This is a genomic window from Streptomyces sp. XY006, assembly GCF_002237655.1.
In the GTDB taxonomy this organism is placed as follows: Bacteria; Actinomycetota; Actinomycetes; order Streptomycetales; family Streptomycetaceae; genus Streptomyces; species Streptomyces levis.
The window spans coordinates 16,937-32,595 of the sequence record NZ_NOKT01000022.1 but is presented as its reverse complement, the minus strand read 5'-3'; the positions used below and the strand labels follow the sequence as shown (position 1 = coordinate 32,595).

Annotated in this window: 13 protein-coding genes; 5 read left to right on the top strand and 8 right to left on the bottom strand. The window is 71.1% G+C overall.

Annotated features, from left to right (window positions below):
- Positions 1-9 precede the first annotated feature (9 nt).
- The 3 genes from CHR28_RS24645 (at position 10) to CHR28_RS24635 (ending at position 2,675) form a co-directional block, all read left to right on the top strand.
- Positions 10-642 (top strand): DUF6230 family protein, encoded by a 633-nt coding sequence (locus CHR28_RS24645; RefSeq protein ID WP_094055872.1) that lies wholly within the window; start codon positions 10-12, stop codon positions 640-642.
- 118 nt (positions 643-760) lie between these two features.
- The gene (locus tag CHR28_RS24640; RefSeq protein WP_094055871.1) at positions 761-1,324 is read left to right on the top strand and encodes a DUF6114 domain-containing protein; all 564 of its coding nucleotides are present in this window, start codon (positions 761-763) and stop codon (positions 1,322-1,324) included.
- Entirely contained in the window at positions 1,314-2,675 is a 1,362-nt protein-coding gene (locus CHR28_RS24635; RefSeq protein WP_094055870.1) for a hypothetical protein, read from the top strand. Before CHR28_RS24640 ends, CHR28_RS24635 begins: the two co-directional genes overlap by 11 nt.
- Before the next feature lie 106 nt (positions 2,676-2,781).
- On the opposite strand, the gene pyk is transcribed toward CHR28_RS24635, so the two are convergent.
- The 3 genes from pyk to pta form a co-directional block, all read right to left on the bottom strand.
- Positions 2,782-4,206 carry a pyruvate kinase gene (pyk, locus tag CHR28_RS24630; RefSeq protein WP_094055869.1) on the bottom strand — a complete coding sequence of 475 codons (1,425 nt, stop codon included), beginning with the start codon at positions 4,204-4,206 and terminating at the stop codon, positions 2,782-2,784.
- Positions 4,207-4,280: 74 nt separating this feature from the next.
- Positions 4,281-5,495 carry an acetate kinase gene (locus tag CHR28_RS24625; RefSeq protein WP_094055868.1) on the bottom strand — a complete coding sequence of 405 codons (1,215 nt, stop codon included), beginning with the start codon at positions 5,493-5,495 and terminating at the stop codon, positions 4,281-4,283.
- Positions 5,492-7,588 carry a phosphate acetyltransferase gene (gene pta, locus CHR28_RS24620; RefSeq protein WP_094055867.1) on the bottom strand — a complete coding sequence of 699 codons (2,097 nt, stop codon included), beginning with the start codon at positions 7,586-7,588 and terminating at the stop codon, positions 5,492-5,494. Before pta ends, CHR28_RS24625 begins: the two co-directional genes overlap by 4 nt.
- Before the next feature lie 187 nt (positions 7,589-7,775).
- Between pta and CHR28_RS24615 the strand changes: the two genes are divergently transcribed.
- Positions 7,776-8,801: an ATP-dependent 6-phosphofructokinase gene (locus CHR28_RS24615; RefSeq protein ID WP_094055866.1), complete on the top strand. Its 1,026-nt coding sequence runs from the start codon at positions 7,776-7,778 to the stop codon at positions 8,799-8,801.
- Here the strand turns inward: CHR28_RS24615 and CHR28_RS24610 are convergent.
- Positions 8,798-9,529, bottom strand: a complete 732-nt coding sequence (locus tag CHR28_RS24610; protein WP_179272550.1) for a helix-turn-helix domain-containing protein — start codon at positions 9,527-9,529, stop codon at positions 8,798-8,800. The genes CHR28_RS24615 and CHR28_RS24610 overlap by 4 nt on opposite strands.
- A gap of 479 nt (positions 9,530-10,008) precedes the next feature.
- Between CHR28_RS24610 and CHR28_RS24605 the strand changes: the two genes are divergently transcribed.
- Positions 10,009-11,355, top strand: coding sequence for an enolase C-terminal domain-like protein (locus CHR28_RS24605; protein WP_094055864.1), 1,347 nt, complete (start codon positions 10,009-10,011; stop codon positions 11,353-11,355).
- 60 nt (positions 11,356-11,415) lie between these two features.
- On the opposite strand, the gene CHR28_RS24600 is transcribed toward CHR28_RS24605, so the two are convergent.
- The 4 genes from CHR28_RS24600 to CHR28_RS24585 form a co-directional block, all read right to left on the bottom strand.
- Complete coding sequence (locus tag CHR28_RS24600; RefSeq protein WP_094055863.1) at positions 11,416-12,336, bottom strand: zinc-binding dehydrogenase; 921 nt, start codon at positions 12,334-12,336, stop codon at positions 11,416-11,418.
- Positions 12,337-12,421: 85 nt separating this feature from the next.
- Positions 12,422-13,258, bottom strand: coding sequence for a carbohydrate ABC transporter permease (locus CHR28_RS24595; protein WP_094055862.1), 837 nt, complete (start codon positions 13,256-13,258; stop codon positions 12,422-12,424).
- A gap of 5 nt (positions 13,259-13,263) precedes the next feature.
- Positions 13,264-14,184 (bottom strand): carbohydrate ABC transporter permease, encoded by a 921-nt coding sequence (locus tag CHR28_RS24590; protein WP_094055861.1) that lies wholly within the window; start codon positions 14,182-14,184, stop codon positions 13,264-13,266.
- Between the two features lie 16 nt (positions 14,185-14,200).
- Positions 14,201-15,568, bottom strand: a complete 1,368-nt coding sequence (locus tag CHR28_RS24585; protein ID WP_094055860.1) for an extracellular solute-binding protein — start codon at positions 15,566-15,568, stop codon at positions 14,201-14,203.
- Positions 15,569-15,659 lie beyond the last annotated feature (91 nt).

Genomic DNA, 15,659 nt, shown 5'->3' with positions numbered 1-15,659 from the left:
GGAGGAAATATGGAGTCCCAGGTGCGTGGCGGGACCAGATGGAAGCGGTTCGCTGTGGTCATGGTGCCCAGCGTCGCCGCCACGGCTGCGATAGGTGTCGCCCTCGCGCAGGGCGCTCTCGCCGCGTCGTTCAGCGTCTCCGGCCAGTCGTTCAAGGTCACGACCGACCAGCTCGTCGGTGAGGGCTTCTCGCAGTACGGCGCCCTCGACGAGGGATACACGCTCGACGGCAAGAAGTCGGTGCACCCGGTCGCGGTCTCGTCGTTCAAGTCGGCGACGATCAAGAACCTGTGCCAGTCGGTCGTCACCCCGAACATTCCGGTGCTCGGGAACGTCAGCCTGATCCTGCGTGCGGGTCAGGGTGCGAAGCCGGTGGAGGCGCAGAACCTCTACATCGACGTCGCCGACCTCAGCGCGGACGCGACGTTCGAGAACATCGACATCGGTGTGGCCGCCAAGGACGCCACCAAGGGTCCGGCCATGAGGAAGGGCGAGACGGCGAACCCGTACGGCTTCGCCCAGCAGGCCGACCGGGCGACCCTGACCGACGTGAAGCAGACGGCGTGGGCGACCACCGCCGGAACCTTCAAGCTCAGCGGCCTGAAGATGTCGCTGTCGACGGGTGTCAAGGAGTGCTACTAAGCACTCGATGACGGGCGGGGGAGCCGGTGGCGCCCCCGCCCGTCCACCTTCCGGCCGCGCCTTCACGCGCGGCCCACATCACCACCACAGCAACGCCGTACCAGGGAGCTGTTTTTCCATGAGCGCCGAGACTCCTGCCGCAGGCGGCCAGTTCACTCTCCGGAGGCAGCAGTTCCGCGCCTGGCGGGGTACGCGGCCGTTCTGGGCCGGGCTGTTCGTCCTGCTCAGCGGGCTGCCCATCGCCTACTTCCCGTACGCGAACCTCCAGATCGGTCATCTGACGCTGGCGATGGCGACCACCGCGGGCGCCGGGTCCCTGATCATCGGCGTGCTGCTCGTCGTACTGGGCGTCAGCCTCTGGTTCCAGAAGCACGTCCGCGTCTTCGCGGGAGTCGCGGCCATCCTGCTGGCGCTGGTGTCCATCCCCGTGTCCAACCTCGGCGGTTTCCTCATCGGCTTCCTGCTTGCCCTCGTGGGCGGCGCGATGGCCGTGGCCTGGGCGCCGGGCGCACCGCCCGCCGGGCAGCTCGCCACCCACGCCGCCGAAGGCACGGGCGGGGCTCCCGAGGCGACGGACCACGACACCACGGTGATCGAGCCCGTGGACGCGGTGGACGCGCCGAACGATCTGTCAGGAACGAACCCGGCCAACGGGGCGAACGGGAGGCACAGTGCCGGCTGACGAGGTGACCCACGGGGCTGATGTGGAGGCGTCCCGTGTGAGAACCGGGCCGCGCCACGCGGCACCCAAGAAGCCGCTGTTCACCAGGTTCAACAGGCCGGCCGGCAAGGCGATAGCCATGGCGGCGATGCCGACGGCGGTGCTCATGGGGATGGGCTTCACGTCGACGCTCGCCATCGCCGACAGCACCAACCCGGCGACGCCGACGTCCAAGAGCCTGACGGTGGACGAGTACAAGGACTGCGTGGCGGCCCTGGAGGACGAGGGGAAGACCGCCGAGGACGACGCCTCGGCCTCGCCCACGCCGTCCCCCTCGGCCAGTGACGGCGCGACGGACGACAAGGACGACCAGAGCGGCACGGCCCCGAAGCCGTCGCCCTCCTCGGGCACGGGCGACACGGACGACAGCGAGGGCGGTTCCTCTTCGCCGGATTCAGGTTCCGACGACAAGGACGAGCCCGCGCCCGCCCCGTCCGCGAGCGAGCCCGCCACGGGCGGCGACGACGCGACGGCCACGCCGTCCCCCTCGCCGTCCCAGAGCGGCGGTGGCCTGCTGGAGGGCATCGGCGACGCCATCGACGGCATCCTGGGCGGCGGCAAGGCGGAGGCGAGCCCGAGCCCGACCCCGTCCGCCCCGGCGTCCGAGACCGCCGACGAGCCCGCCGAGGACGCCACCGGCACCGCCCGGGAGACGACCGAGAAGGCGGCCGGCTCGGCCGAGGACACCGTCGAGGACAGCGCCGGGAAGGCCGAGGAGCCCGCCGGGGACACCGCCGAGGCCGCCGGGAAGGCGGGCGCGGACAAGGCTGCGGAGAAGGCCGCGGAGGCCACCGCCTCGCCCAGCCCCACCCCCAGCGCGAGCGCCACCACGGACCCCGACGACTGCCCGGCGGCCACCGACGCCGAGGGCGGCGTCGACAACAAGGTGCCGCTGCCGGACGACCCCTGGTACCTCAACGCCAGCTCGCTCACGCTGAAGGGCGCCGATTACAAGGGCGTCGTCGAGGTGCGCACCGCCAACGGCTCGGTCAAGAAGGTCCTGAAGTACGTCATCTCCGGCGGCACCGACATCGGTGACCTCCACCAGACGGTCAAGGACAAGCAGTCCGGCAAGACCTACCACGTGCAGGCGGCCAAGGGCTCGACGTCCACGATCCGCGACGGCGACACGGTGATGTACACCGAGAGCATCTCGGGCAACCTGCTCGGGCTGATCCCGATCACCTTCGACCCGGAGCACCCGCCGCCGCTGAACATCCCGCTGATCTACTTCACCAACGTGAAGGTCACGCAGGCGGGCCAGTTCGGCGGGACCCTGCACGTGCCCGGGCTGCACAACTACATCGACTGAGCGCCCCCCCAGAGCCCGTTCGGGAGCCGCACACACCGAGGGCGCCCCCTGGAATCCAGGGGGCGCCCTCGGCGTCGTGCACGGCCCCGAGGGGACCGGGCGGAAATCAGCTCTCGGTGCCCAGGTGGTGGACCCGCACCATGTTGGTGGTGCCGGGGACGCCGGGGGGCGAACCGGCCGTGATCACCACGATGTCGCCCGCGTTGAAGCGGTTGAGCTTGACCAGCTCCTGGTCCACCAGGTCGACCATCTCGTCGGTGCTGTTCACGAACGGCACCACGTACGGCTCCACGCCCCAGCTCAGCGCCATCTGGTTGCGGGTGCCCTCGTCGGTGGTGAAGGCGATGATCGGCTGCTGGGCGCGGTAGCGGGACAGGCGGCGCGCGGTGTCGCCGGACTGCGTGAAGGCCACCAGGCCGCGGCCGCCGAGGAAGTCGGCGATCTCGCAGGCCGCGCGGGCCACCGAACCGCCCTGCGTGCGCGGCTTCTTGCCCGGGACGAGCGGCTGCAGGCCCTTGGACATCAGCTCCTGCTCGGCCGCGGTGACGATCTTCGACATCGTCTTGACGGTCTCGATCGGGTACGCGCCCACGCTCGACTCGGCGGACAGCATGACCGCGTCGGCGCCGTCCAGGATCGCGTTGGCCACGTCGGAGGCCTCGGCGCGGGTCGGACGGGAGTTGGTGATCATCGACTCCATCATCTGGGTCGCCACGATCACCGGCTTGGCGTTGCGCCGGCACAGCTCGATCAGGCGCTTCTGCACCATGGGGACCTTCTCGAGCGGGTACTCGACGGCGAGGTCACCGCGGGCGACCATCACACCGTCGAACGCCATCACGACGTCCTCCATGTTCTGCACCGCCTGCGGCTTCTCCACCTTGGCGATGACCGGGACCCGGCGGCCCTCCTCGTCCATCACGCGGTGCACGTCGGCGACGTCCTTGGCGTCCCGGACGAACGACAGCGCGACCAGGTCGCAGCCCATGCGGAGGGCGAAGCGGAGGTCCTCGATGTCCTTCTCCGACAGGGCGGGCACGTTGACGGCCGCGCCGGGCAGGTTGATGCCCTTGTGGTCGGAGATGACGCCGCCCTCGATGACGATCGTCTTGACCCGGTGGCCCTCGACCTCGGTGACCTTCAGCTCGACGTTGCCGTCGTTGATGAGGATCTGGTCGCCCTTGTTCACGTCGCCGGGCAGGCCCTTGTAGGTCGTCCCGCAGATCGTCTTGTCCCCGGGGACGTCCTCGGTGGTGATGGTGAACTCGTCACCGCGCACCAGCTCCACGGGACCCTCGGCGAAGGTCTCCAGACGGATCTTCGGGCCCTGGAGGTCGGCGAGGACACCGATGGCCCGGCCGGTCTCCTTGGCGGCGGCGCGGACCCGGTCGTAGCGGCCCTGGTGCTCGGCGTGCGAGCCGTGGCTGAAGTTGAAGCGGGCCACGTTCATGCCGGCTTCGATCAACGCGACAAGCTGATCGTGGGAGTCGACCGCGGGGCCGAGAGTACAGACGATTTTCGAACGGCGCATGGGGGCGATCCTATCGGTTTGTTTCCCAGCGGAATATTCCGTCTGGCGGAAAATACAAAAGGGCGGGATGCCGCTCAGGTGTGATTCCCCGAACCATTTACCAGCGCGTAGGTCTGTGTCGCGATCTCCAATTCCTCGTCAGTAGGGACCACCGCCACCGCCACCCGGGCGCCGTCGGGCGAGATCAGCCGCGCCTCGTCGCCGCGCACGGCGTTGCGCTCGCCGTCCACCGCGATGCCGAGCTCCTCCAGGCCCGCCAGGGCGGCCTCGCGCACCGGTGCCGCGTTCTCCCCGACACCCGCGGTGAAGGCGATCGCGTCCACCCGCCCGAGAACGGCGTAATAGGCGCCGATGTACTTCTTCAGCCGGTGAATGTAGATGTCGAACGCCAGCTCCGCCCGCGCGTCGCCCGCGTCGACCCGGCGGCGGATCTCCCTCATGTCGTTGTCGCCGCACAGACCGATCAGACCGCTCTTCTTGTTGAGGAGAGTGTCGATCTCGTCGGCGGACATTCCACCAACACGCATCAAATGGAAGATGACGGCCGGGTCCATGTCTCCGGAGCGCGTACCCATCACGAGCCCCTCCAAAGGCGTCAGCCCCATGGAAGTGTCGACACAGCGGCCGCCCCGCACGGCCGACGCCGACGCCCCGTTGCCCAGGTGCAGCACGATCACGTTCACCTCGGACGGGTCCTTGCCCAGCAGGTCCGCCGTGGCCCGGGAGACATAGGCGTGCGAGGTGCCGTGGAAGCCGTAGCGGCGGATGCGGTGCGCGTCGGCCGTCTCGACGTCGATCGCGTAACGGGCGGCCGACTCCGGCATCGTCGTGTGGAAGGCGGTGTCGAAGACGGCGACCTGCGGCAGGTCCGGCCGCAGCGTCTGCGCCGTGCGGATGCCGGTGAGGTTGGCCGGGTTGTGCAGCGGGGCCACCGGGATGAGCCGCTCGATCTCGGCGAGCACCCTGTCGTCGATCACGGTCGGCTCGGTGAAGTGCTTGCCGCCGTGCACCACCCGGTGCCCGATCGCGGCCAGTTCCGGCGAGTCCAGGCCGAGGCCGTCCTTGGCGAGCTCCTCGGCCACGGCCTTCAGGGCCGCGTCGTGGTCGGCGATCGCCCCGCCGCGCTCCCGGCTCTCGCCGCCGGCCGGGGTGTGCTTCAGCCGGGAGGTCTGCTCCCCGATCCGCTCGACCAGACCCACCGCCAGCCGGCTGCTGTCGCGCATGTCGAGCAGCTGGTACTTCACCGACGAGGAACCGGAGTTGAGGACGAGGACACGGGTCGGGCTCACTGGGCGGCTGCCTTCTCGCTCGGGGACGGGATCTGGGCCTGGATCGCCGTGATGGCGACGGTGTTGACGATGTCCTGGACCAGGGCGCCCCGGGACAGGTCGTTGACCGGCTTGCGCAGGCCCTGCAGCACCGGTCCGACGGCGATGGCGCCGGCCGAGCGCTGCACCGCCTTGTAGGTGTTGTTGCCCGTGTTCAGGTCGGGGAAGATCAGCACGCTCGCCTGCCCGGCGACCTCGGATCCGGGCAGCTTGGTCGCCGCGACCGACGGCTCCACGGCGGCGTCGTACTGGATCGGGCCCTCGATCTTCAGATCCGGGCGGCGCGCGCGGACCAGTTCGGTGGCCTCGCGCACCTTGTCGACGTCGGCGCCCGAGCCGGACGTGCCGGTCGAGTACGACAGCATGGCGATCCGCGGCTCCACCCCGAACCGCGCGGCCGTGGTCGCCGACTGCACGGCGATGTCGGCGAGCTGCTCGGCGTCCGGGTCCGGGTTGACCGCGCAGTCGCCGTAGACCAGGACCTTGTCGGCCAGGCACATGAAGAACACCGACGAGACGATGTCCGCGTCCGGCTTGGTCTTGATGATCTCGAAGGCCGGGCGGATCGTCGCGGCCGTGGAGTGCACCGAGCCGGACACCATGCCGTCGGCGAGGCCCTCCTGGACCATCAGCGTGCCGAAGTAGTTCACGTCCGAGACGACGTCGTACGCCAGCTCCACCGTGACGCCCCGGTGGGCGCGCAGGGCCGCGTACTTCTCGGCGAAAGCGTCCCGCAGTTCGGAGGTGGCCGGGTCGATCAGCTGGGTCTCGCCCAGGTCCACGCCGAGGTCGGCGGCCTTCTTGCGGATCTGGTCGACCGGGCCGAGCAGGGTCAGTTCGCACACGCCCCGGCGCAGCAGCACCTCGGCCGCGTGCAGCACGCGCTCCTCGGTGCCCTCGGGCAGCACGACCCGGCGCAGGTCGCTGCGGGCCTGCTCCAGCAGCTTGTGCTCGAACATCATCGGCGTGACGCGGTCGCTGCTCGGCGCGGAGACGCGGCGCGCGAGGTCGCCGGTGTCGGCGTAGCGCTCGAACAGGCCGAGGGCCCGCTCCGCCTTGCGCGGGGTGGCCGCGTTGAGCTTGCCCTCCAGGGAGAACAACTGCTCGGCGGTGGGGAAGCTGTTGCCGGTCACCGACAGCACCGGGGTGCCGGGGGCGAGGCGGTCGGCGAGGGTGAGGATGTCCTGCCCGGGCACCTCGTTCAGGGTGAGCAGGACACCGGCGATCGGCGGGGTGCCGGCGCTGTGCGCGGCGAGCGCGCCCACGACCAGGTCCGCGCGGTCGCCCGGGGTGACGACGAGGCAGCCCGGGGTCAGGGCGCCGAGGAAGTTCGGCAGCATCGCGCCGCCGAAGACGAAGCCGAGCACGTCCCGGGCGAGCCCGGAGTCGTCGCCGAGCACCACCTCGGCGCCGAGGGCGTGGCTGATCTGCGAGACGGTCGGGGCGGACAGGGCCGGCTCGTCGGGCAGCACGTAACAGGGCACCGGGAGCCGGGAGTCCAGCTGGCGGGCGATCTCGTCGCGGTCCTCGCGGGCCACCCGGTTGGCGACCATGGCCAGGACGTCGCAGCCGAGGGTGTCGTAGGCGCGGTAGGCGTTGCGCGTCTCGGCGAGCACGGACTCCACGGGCTGCTTGCGGCCGCCGACGACCGGGAGCACGGAGGCGCCGAACTCGTTCGCCAGCCGGGCGTTGAGCGACAGCTCGTCCGGGAGCTGGGTGCCGGCGTAGTCGGTGCCGAGGACCAGGACGACGTCGAAGTCGCGGGCGACCCGGTGGAAGCGGTCGACGAGCGTGGAGACCAGCTCGTCGGTGCCGGCCTCGGCCTGGAGGGCGGACGCCTCGTGGTAGTCCATGCCGTAGACGGTCGCCGGGTCCTGGGCGAGCCGGTAGCGGGCGCGCAGCAGCTCGAAGAGGCGGTCGGGTCCGTCGTGCACCAGTGGACGGAAGACGCCGACCCGGTCGACCTGCCGGGTGAGGAGTTCCATGACCCCCAGTTCGACGACCTGGCGGCCGTCACCGCGGTCGATGCCGGTCACGTACACGCTGCGGGTCACGCGAGCTCTCCGTTTCATCGCGAACGAGGGCAGAAAAATCGCCCACCAAGGTGAGCAGAACCCTCTTGACAATACCTCTGCCGCTATATAAGGCGCCCGTCAGACCGGGGTGCCACGGCGGGCTGTGGAGCGTGAAACAATCGGCAGTGGCTCACCGGCGTCAACAGCGAGCAGGAGACACAGCACGATGCGTATCGGAGTTCTCACCGCAGGCGGCGACTGCCCCGGCCTGAACGCCGTGATCCGGTCGGTCGTGCACCGGGCGGTCGACAACTACGGCGACGAGGTCATCGGCTTCGAGGACGGCTACGCGGGCCTGCTGGACGGCCGCTTCCGCAACCTCGACCTGGAGTCCGTCAGCGGCATCCTGGCCCGTGGCGGCACCATCCTCGGCTCGTCCCGGCTGGAGCGCGACCGGCTCCGCGAGGCCTGTGAGAACGCCTCCGACATGATCCACGAGTTCGGCATCGACGCGCTCATCCCGATCGGCGGCGAGGGCACGCTGACGGCGGCCCGGATGCTCTCCGACGCGGGCCTGCCCGTCGTCGGCGTGCCGAAGACGATCGACAACGACATCTCCTCCACGGACCGCACCTTCGGCTTCGACACCGCGGTCGGCGTCGCCACCGAGGCGATGGACCGCCTGAAGACCACCGCCGAGTCCCACCAGCGCGTGATGGTCGTGGAGGTCATGGGCCGGCACGCGGGCTGGATCGCGCTGGAGTCCGGCATGGCCGCCGGCGCGCACGGGATCTGCCTGCCGGAGCGCCCCTTCGACCCGGCGGACCTCGTGAAGATGGTCGAGGAGCGCTTCGCCCGCGGCAAGAAGTTCGCGGTGGTCTGCGTCGCCGAGGGCGCCCACCCGGTCGACGGCAGCATGGACTACGGCAAGGGCGCCATAGACAAGTTCGGCCACGAGCGCTTCCAGGGCATCGGCACGGCCCTCGCCCACGAGCTGGAGCGGCGGCTGGGCAAGGAGGCCAAGCCGGTCATCCTCGGCCACGTCCAGCGCGGCGGTGTGCCCACCGCCTACGACCGGGTCCTGGCCACCCGGTTCGGCTGGCACGCGGTGGAGGCCGCGCACCGGGGCGAGTTCGGCCGGATGACCGCGCTGCGCGGGACGGACATCGTGATGGTGCCGCTCGCCGAGGCCGTGACCGAGCTGAAGACCGTGCCCAAGGACCGTATGGACGAGGCCGAGTCGGTCTTCTAGACAGCCTCCCGTCCGGTGTCGTCCTGGAGCTTCGCCCAGAAGTGCTCGACGATCCGGTCGAGGAAGTCCTGGCCGGCGCCGCCCGCGTCACCGCTGCCGCCGCCCCAGCTCAGGGTGGCGGCCATGTGGCCCTGGTAGTCCTCGTGCAGGCTCTGCAGAGCACCCTCCAGGAACCGCCGGTCCAGCGGGACGAGCCGGGCCACCGGGCGCACATAGGCCTGCCAGCGGGTGATGGCCGCGCTGCGCAGCAGATCGCCGAGCCGGGCGTCGCGGCCCGTGACGGTGACGAAGTCGGGCAGGCCGAGGCCGAGCAGTTCGGCGAGCGCGGCGGACTGGCGCTCGGTGCCGCGCCAGCTGTCCGTCTCCTCCATGCGCAGATACGCGTGGACGTCGTGCCCGACGGCCCGGGCCACGTCCTCGGGGGCGAGGCAGCGGGCGATGCGGTGTTCGCGCAGGGTGCGCGGTCTGCCGATGAGCTCGGCCGGCGAGCACCACAGCACGCCCGCGAGGGCGGTGAGTTCGGAGTTGCTCGGGGCCATGATCCCGCGCTCCCAGGCGATCACGTGGTCCGGGGAGACGTGCGGGTGCCCGTACGAGACGCGCATGCCGTGGGCGACGTGCTCGGGGGCCATGCCGAGGGCCGCGCGCAGCCGGCGGGCGGCGGGGGCGTTGAAGGGCGGAGTCGTCGTCGGGGAGGGCTCGCTCGGGCTGGGTGAAGGTCGGCGCACGGGCCACAAGCTAGGGGCGTGGGGCTGCGGCGACTACGGTCAGTTCGGCCAGGATCACGGATTGTAGGAAGCTACGGCTACCGGCGGGTTCGCCGGGGCCGGGGGCGTCTGTCCGGCGGACGGATGTGCGGGCGCGGGCGGGGTCCGGAGCGGCGCCGGCAGTCCCGTGGGGACCACGGCCCCGGCGAACGGCAAGCTCAGTGGGCATATTCGCGCATCGACCGCACGGCGGCGGGGACGGGCGGGGCGGCCCGGGCGTCGTGCACAGGGCCGGGCATCGAAGCGGTGTGCCTCGCCGCCGGCGTCTCCCGAGGGCGGGCGAAGGCGTGGGCCGGCGGCGCAATCCGTACGGTCCGCGTCGCGCGAGGGCGTTTCCTTCCGGCCATTGATGATCGTCGGCCCATTGACCCCGGTCGTCCACCCATCTAGCCTCCATCTGCCTACGTAGACGTCGTCTGCATACAGAGATGAGGCACCTGATGGGCATCGGGCAGCAGCCGGTCGTCACGGCGTTCGCCGTCCACCCCGTCGCCGGCCGGGACAGCATGGAACTGAACCTCTCCGGCGCGCACGGGCCGTACTTCACCCGCAACGTCGTCGTCCTCACCGACTCCGAGGGCCGGACCGGGCTCGGGGAGGTGCCCGGCGGGGAGGCGATCACGCGGACCCTGCGGGACGCCGCGTCGCTGGTCGTCGGGGTGAAGGTCGGCGACTACAAGCGGGTGCTGCGGGAGATCGGGGAGCGGTTCGCCGACCGGGACGCGGGCGGGCGCGGTGCGCAGACCTTCGACCAGCGGACCACCGTCCACACCGTCACGGCGGTCGAGTCGGCCCTGCTGGACCTGCTCGGGCAGCACCTGGACCTGCCGGTCGCCGCGCTGCTGGGGGACGGGCAGCAGCGGGAGTCCGTGCGGGTGCTGGGCTATCTGTTCTACGTGGGCGACGCGGACCGCACCGACCTGGAGTACGTGCGCGAGCCCGGCTCCCCGGTCGCGTGGTACCGGGTGCGGCACGAGGAGGCGCTGTCGCCGGAGGCGATCGTGCGGCAGGCCGAGGCGGCGTACGAGCGGTACGGGTTCCGGGACTTCAAGCTCAAGGGGGGTGTGCTGGAGGGGGCCGAGGAGGTCGCCGCCGTGCGGGCGCTCAAGCGGCGGTTCCCCGACGCCCGGATCACCCTCGACCCCAACGGGGCCTGGTCGCTGCGGGAGGCGGTCGAGCTGTGCCGGCCGCTGGTGGGCACGCTGGCGTACGCCGAGGATCCGTGCGGGGCGGAAGGGGGCTACTCGGGGCGGGAGATCCTCGCGGAGTTCCGGCGGGCGACGGGGCTGCCGACGGCGACCAACATGATCGCGACGGACTGGCGGCAGCTGGCGCACGCGCTGGCTCTGCAGTCGGTGTCCATCCCGCTGGCCGATCCGCACTTCTGGACGATGCAGGGGTCGGTGCGGGTGGCGCAGTTGTGCCGGGCGACGGGGCTGACGTGGGGGTGCCACTCCAACAACCACTTCGACATCTCGCTGGCGATGGTGACGCACTGCGGGGCGGCGGCGCCGGGGGAGTACAACGCGCTGGACACGCACTGGATCTGGCAGGAGGGGCTGGAGCGGCTGACGACGGATCCGCCGCGGATCGTGGACGGGGAGATCGCGGTGCCGGCCGCGCCGGGTCTGGGAATCACGCTCGACATGGACCGGTTGCTGGCGGCACACGAGCTGTACCGCGAGAAGGCGGCGGGCACGGCGGGGGCACGGGACGACGCGGTGGCGATGCGGTACCTCGTGCCGGGGTGGTCCTTCGACCCGAAGCGTCCGAGTCTGGTGCGGTGACCACCGCCCGGGCCGACGAGTGCGGGCGGGACGCCGGGGGACGTCAGGGTTCGAGCGCCCCTAGTGGGGCGTTATCTCCAGGATCGCCTTGCCTTGGACTCGGCGTGCGTGCAGGGCCTCGGCCGCCTCGTCGAATCGGTTCCACGGGCCCTGCCAGCCTGTCTCCACGGTCAGGGACCCCTCGGCGGCCAGCTCGGTGAGGACGGCCAGGTCGGCGCCCGCCTCCGAGTCGATGACGAAGGAGGACAGCGACTTGGCCGGGCCGACGGTCGCGTACGGCGGGAAGACGGCGGGTTCCCCGGACGTCCAGCCGACGCTCTGCACGCTGCCGCCGGGGGCGAGCAGGTCCCAGGCGGCGACCAGTTGGGGGCCGCCGACGCTGTCGATGACGATGTCCACCGGCTCCTTGAGCCCCTCCAGCCCGACCAGCACCTCGTCGGCACCGGCCCCGGCCAGTCCCCCGGCCCGGGCGGCCGAGCCGACGGACGCGATCACCTGGGCCCCGGCCCGGGCCGCCAGCTGGACGGCGAACCGGCCGACCCCGCCGGACGCCCCGGTGACCAGCACCCTCCTGCCGGGCCCGAGTCCGGCGGCCCGCAGCGAGCGCAGCGCCGCCACCCCGGCGACCGGGAGCCCCACCGCCTTCGCCGGGTCCAGGCCCTCGGGCACCTCGGCCAGCTCGCCCACGCCGATCGCCACCCGCTCGGCGAAGGCTCCCGAGGTCAGGGCCACCACCCGCGTGCCCACCGCCGGCCCGGTTCCGTCGGCCGCGGCCCGGACGACCACGCCGGCGGCGTCCGAGCCGAGCACCGCTCCCACCGGGACGCGCCCGGAGCGGGCGTCGTTGAGGTCGCCGTGGTTCAACGAGACGTGCGAGACCTCGACGAGGACCTGACCCGGCCCGGGCTCCGGCTCGGCGACCTCGCCGAGCCGGACGGCGACGGGCGCGGACGGATCGACGAGCAGAGCACGAACCGACATGTCTCCCCCTTGTGCCGAGCGCGGTGATCTCCGCGGTCACGACGTCCAACAGCGGGCGCGCGCGGTTGCTTCCCGTCCGCCCCCGTCAGCCCTTCACCGCCCCGCCCAGCGCGAAGCCCCCGCCCAGGCGCCGGGAGATCAGCACGTACAGGAGGATCACTGGCGTCGAGTAGACGAGGGAGAACGCGGCCAGCTGGCCGTAGGCCACCATGCCCCGGTTGCCGAAGAAGTCGTTGATGCTGACCGACGCCGGCATCTGGTCGGGGGTGAGCAGGAGCATGAAGGGGACGAAGAAGTTGCCCCACATCATGACGAAGGAGAAGACCGTCACCACGGCCACGCCCGGGCCCATCAGGGGCAGCACGATGCGGACGAGGGACTGCAGGGAGGAGGCGCCGTCCGTCCAGGCCGCCTCCTCCAGTTCCTTCGGGACGCCGTCCATGAAGTTCTTCATCAGCCAGATGGCGAACGGCAGTTGGGACGCGGCGAAGAAGAGGATCGTGCCGTGCATGGTGTCGATCAGGTCCACCCGCACGAAGAGCGCGTAGACCGGGACCATGATCGCCGTGATGGGCAGGCTGGTGGCGAAGAGGATCGCCAGCAGGAACGGCCGGTTGAAGCGGGAGCGGAAGCGGGACAGGGGGTAGGCGGCCAGGGCCGCGCAGACCACCGTCAGCAGTGTCGCGCCGCCGCACAGCAGGAGGCTGTTGAGCAGGGGCGTGAAGGTGATCTCGGGGGTCAGGACCGCGTCGAAGTGGTCCAGGGTCAGGCCGTCGGGCGCCTTCACCCGGAGGGTGGCGCCGGGGTCGAGGGCCGAGAGGACGACCCAGGCCAGGGGCAGGACGAACGCGGCGGCGACGGCCAGCAGGCCGGCGTCGGCGGCGAGGCGGCGGGTCGTACGGCGGGAGGTGAGCGTGGCCATGCGGGTCAGACCTCCGTCCGCAGCAGGCGCAGGTAGAGAAGGGAGAAGAGGGAGCCGACCAGCAGCAGGAGCAGGGCGACCGCGGTGCCGTAGCCGATCAGGCTGTTCTGGAAGGCCTGTTCGTACATGAACAGCGGCAGCGTCTGGCTCCGGCCGCCCGGGCCGCCGCGCGTCATCACCCAGATCAGGCCGAAGACCGAGAGGGTCTGCAGGGTGTTGAGCATCAGGTTCGTGCCGATGGAACGGCGGATCATGGGCAGCGTGATGTGCCACATGCGGCGCCAGCCGCCCGCTCCGTCGACCTCCGCCGCCTCGGTGATCTCCTGCGGGATCTCGTTCAGCGCGGCCGAGTAGACCAGCATCGAGAAGGCCGTGCCCCGCCAGACGTTGGCGAAGGACACCGCCAGGATGGGCAGGGTGTAGAGCCAGTTCTGGGACGGCAGGTGCAGCCAGTCCAGGACGGCGTTCAGGGTGCCCTCGCGGCGGAAGAAGGCGTACAGCAGGAAGCCCGCCACCACCTCCGGCAGGACCCAGGCGGTGACCACGATGCCGCCGGTCAGGGTGCGCACCGGTTTCGAGGCGCGCCGCATCAGCGCGGCGAGGGCGAGTCCGAGGGTGTTCTGCCCGATCAGCGACGACAGGACCGTGAACACCAGCGTCAGCCATACGGCGTTGAGGAACGCCTCGTCGCCGAAGGCCCGGGTGAAGTTGTCGAAGCCGACGAACGACGACTCGGCCTGGCCGGTGAGCTGGAGGTCGGTGAAGGCGATGAGGACGCAGTACGCGATCGGGCCGGCCAGGAACAGCAGCAGGAGGACGACCGCGGGGGTGAGGGGCAGGACCCGCACCGGCAGGCGGGGACCGCGGGCCGGGCGCGGGGCCCCGGGTGTCCTGGCGAGGGACGGGCGGGGCGCGGTGGCGGTCATGCGCGGCGGCCCGGGATCACCGCTCGGCCACCTGGTCGCCGGTGGCGTCCTTCAGCGCGTCCGTGTAGGCGCGCGTCGCCTCTTCCGCCGAGGCGTCGCCCGTGGTGACGCTCTCCATCGCCTCCTGGATGGCCGTGGAGACCTTGGGGTACGCCGGGTAGGCGGGCCGGTAGTGGGTCGAGGACACCAGGTCGGTGAAGAACTTGATGCCGGGCTGCGCGTCGACGTACGCCGGGTCCTCGGCGACGTCCTCGCGGACCGCGATGCCCGAGTTGGCGATGTACCACTTCTGCGCGTTGGCCTTGGTCTGCATCGTCTTGATGAACTCGAACGCCAGGTCCGGGTTGCCGGCCTTGGCCGGGATCGACCAGGTCCAGCCGCCGGACATGCTCACCTTGCCGGGCGCCTGGCCGTGCTGGGTCGGCATGGCGGCAAGACCCAGCTCCCGCGACCACTCGGGCCACTCGTGGCCGCTGCCCGGCAGCCAGTCCTGCGGCAGCCAGGAGCCGTCGAGGGCGATGCCGAGCTTGCCCTGCGGGAGCCACTCGCCGCGCACCCGCGTCCCGACGTTCGGGTCGAGCGCGTCGGAGACGTCCGGGCCGAGCTTCTCGCGGTAGACCGTCTCGACGAAGGCGAGCGCGTCCTCGAAACCCTGCCCGCCGGCGATCCACTTCTTGCTCGACTTGTCGTACAGGGGGTCGGCGGAGCCGTCGTTCGTGCCGTAGAGCAGCATCTCGAAGGTCTGCATGGTGGCGGCCTCGCCGACCGGCTTGCCCGTGTACACGTTGAGGGGGATGACGCCGGGGACCTTCTTCTTGACGGCACGGGCGGCGGTGAGGATGTCGTCCCAGGTCTTCGGCTGCCAGTCGGCAGGCAGTCCGGCCTTGGCGAAGACGTCCTTGTCGAACCAGAGGCCGCGGGTGTCGGTGCCGTCGGGGACGCCGTAGGTCTTGCCGTCCTCGCCCTTGGCCGCCGCCTTGGCCGTGTCGATGAACCGGTTCCAGTCCGGCCACTTGGCGAGGTAGGCGTCGAGGGGCTTCAAGTACCCGCTGGTGATGTCCGAGTTGATGAGGAACGTGTCCTCGTAGACCAGGTCGGGGGCGGTCTTGGGGGAGCGGAGCATCTGCTGGAGCTTGGTGTAGTACTCCGCGTCCGGGGCCTTGATCGGGACGAGCTCGACCTTCTTGCCCGGGTGGGCCTTCTCGAACTGCTTCGTGATGTCCGCGAGATAGGTGTCCATCACCTTCACGGAGTTGTCCGTGGACTGCTTGAAGGAGACCTTCACGGTGTCCGGGTCGCTGCCGGATCCCCCACCGCAGGCGGTGAGGGCCGTGGCGGCGAGGAGCAGGGCGGCGAGGGGGGTGAGGGCGGCGGTGGGGCGCACGGGCACGACCTCCTACGGGCGCACTTCGTTGTGGCCGGGACGGCTGCGTCGTGAACCTAAGTTGAATGGTCTAGTCAGGTCAATGCGTGTG